The organism is Streptomyces sp. WAC04114, from assembly GCF_019733245.1.
In the GTDB taxonomy this organism is placed as follows: Bacteria; Actinomycetota; Actinomycetes; order Streptomycetales; family Streptomycetaceae; genus Streptomyces; species Streptomyces massasporeus_A.
The window spans coordinates 1-2611 of record NZ_JAIGQA010000337.1; the positions used below are offsets into that span (position 1 = coordinate 1).

The 2611-nt window shown below is 74.0% G+C and carries 2 protein-coding genes; both read right to left on the minus strand.

The features are described from left to right. The coding region (locus K4G64_RS38925; protein ID WP_221760568.1) for an ATP-binding cassette domain-containing protein at positions 1 to 785 on the minus strand (785 nt) is incomplete at its 3' end. Between the two features lie 62 nt (positions 786 to 847). After that, positions 848 to 2611, minus strand: a 1764-nt coding sequence (locus tag K4G64_RS38930; RefSeq protein WP_260461570.1) for a SpoIIE family protein phosphatase, incomplete at its 5' end; no start/stop codon positions are given.

A 2611-nucleotide genomic window follows, 5' to 3' on the forward strand; every position in this document is an offset into this window, starting at 1 on the left:
GTGGGGCGGTGGGGGGCCGGCTCGTCGACCTCGCCGACGATGTCGCGGACCAGGCGCTCGGGGCTGTGGCCTGCGAGGCGGCCGTGGCTGACGACGCGGCCGTCCCGCAGGACGACGAAGGTGTCGGCGACCCGGTACACCTCGTCCAGGCGGTGGCTGACGTAGAGGATCGCGTGTCCGCGGTCGCGCAGATCGTGCAGGACGCGGAAGAGCCGGGTGCAGTCCGCGGCGGGCAGGCGGGCGGTCGGCTCGTCGAGGACGATGAGCCGCGCGCGGGCCGCCAGGGCCCGGGCGATCGCGACCAGCGAGCGGTCGGCCGGCGGCAGGTCCGAGACCGGCGCGTCCGGATCGAGGTGGGCGGCGACGATCCCCAGCGCCTGGACGCAGCGCGCGCGGGTGCGCCGCCAGGAGATCAGCCCGGTCCGGCGCCCGTACCCGGTGGTCAGGGCGATGTTCTCGGCGACGGTCATCCACTCCACGAGACCGAGGTCCTGGTGGATGAACGACATGCTCCGGGTGGCGGTGGGGCTGCCGAGGGGTTCCCCGGCGACGGTGACCTGCCCCGCGTCGGCGCGGTGGACCCCGGCCAGGATCTTGATGAGCGTGGACTTCCCGGCGCCGTTGGGACCGAGCAGGGCGAGGACGCTGCCGGGGCGGACGTCGAGGTCGACTCCGGCCAGCGCGACGGTGCCGCCGAACCGCTTGCCGAGTCCGCGGATCCGGACGAGGGGTTCCGGCCCGAAGGACGAAGCCGCCTTCGGGGGTGTGTCGGGAGCGTCACGCACCCGATCAAATTACAGCATTTAGGGCATCTTTCGGCCCGCCGCCGTCCGGGCCGGTGGCCGCGTCACGCCGCGTCGAGCCCGCACTCGGCCCAGATGACCTTGCCCTCGGGCAGGTAGCGCGTGCCCCAGCTCTGCGAGAGCTGCGCCACCAGGAACAGACCGCGTCCACCCTCGTCCGTACTGGCGGCCCGGCGCAGGTGCGGCGCGGTGTTGCTGGAGTCGGAGACCTCGCAGATCAGCGTCCGGCGGTAGAGCAGCCGCACCCGGATGGGTTCGGCGCCGTGCCGGATGGCGTTGGTGATCAGCTCGCTGAGGATCAGCTCGGCGGCGAACGCGGCCTCGTCGAGCCCCCGGTCGGACAGCCACCGCATGGCGGCCGCCCGGACCTCTCCGACGAGGGCCGGGTCGGCGGACAGCTCCCAGGTCGCGATGCGTTCGGGGTCCAGGGCGTGCACACGGGCGACGAGCAGCGCGATGTCGTCGTGGGGGTGGGCGGGTGCAACGGTGTCCAGGATCGCCTGGCAGGTGTCCTCCGGGGCCCGCTCGGGATGGGCCAGGGCCTCACACAACTGCTCCAGGACCAGGTCGACGTCGCGGTGCCGGTCCTCGATGAGCCCGTCGGTGTACAGGACCAGCTGACTGCCCGCGGGCAGGTCCACCTCGACGGCGTCGAAGGGCAGGCCGCCGAGGCCGAGCGGGGGCCCGGCGGGCAGGTCGGGGTAGGTCACGGTGCCGTCGGGGTGGACGAGGGCGGGCGGCGGGTGTCCGGCGCGGGCCATCAGACACCGCTGCGCGGTCGGGTCGTAGACGGCGTAGAGGCAGGTCGCGCCGATGACGCCGACGCCCTGACCGTCGCGGTCCTCACGATCCAGGCGGCCGACGAGGTTGTCCAGGTGGGTGAGGACCTCGTCCGGCGGGAAGTCGAGCTCGGCGAAACTGCGCGCGGCGGTGCGCAGCCGGCCCATGGTGGCCGCGGAGAGCATGCCGTGGCCCACGACGTCGCCGACGAGGAGGCCGACGCGGGCACCGGAGAGGGGGATGACGTCGTACCAGTCGCCGCCCACGTCGGATTCGGCGGGCAGGTAGCGATGGGCCACTTCGACGGCGTCCTGGTCGGGCAGGCCGTGCGGGAGGAGCCTGCGCTGGAGGGCCAGGACCATGGTGCGCTCATGGGTGTAGCGCCGGGCGTTGTCGATGGACAGGGCGGCCCGGGAGGCGAGTTCCTGGGCCAGGGAGCGGTCGTCGTCCCCGAAGGAGCTCCCGGCGCGGTAGAAGCCGGCGACGCCCAGGACGACACCGCGGGCGACCAGCGGCACCGCGATGAGGGAGTGGACGTGGGCCAGCAGGCGCTCGGTGTGCTGAGGGTCCTGGGCCAGCCAGCCCGCGGCGGCCTTCAGGTCCGGCTCCAGCACGGCTTCGCCACTGCTGAGGCAGCGCAGCTGCGGCGTGGTCGGGCCGAAGTCGATGCGCTCGCCGGGAGGCGTGAAGGGCAGGCCCTCGCGAACACCGTGGACGACTGTGCGGCGCAGGTCGGCGAGAGGGTCGGCGGACTCCTCGCCGCGCAGCACGGCGTCGGGCAGGTCGATGGTGACGAAGTCGGCCAGCCCGGGGATCGCGGTCTCGGCCAGTTCCTCGGCGGTGCGGCGCACGTCCAGGGTGGTGCCGATGCGGGTACTGGCCTCGGACAGCAGCTCCAGACGCCGCCGGGCGGCCAGCGCGTAGGCCCCGACCTGCGGCTCTCCCAGCATCACCAGTCCCCGGGCCGGGAACGCGGCCTCGGAGTGGTCACCGGCGGGCCGGGAGGGGGCGGTGCCGGTGTCGGATGG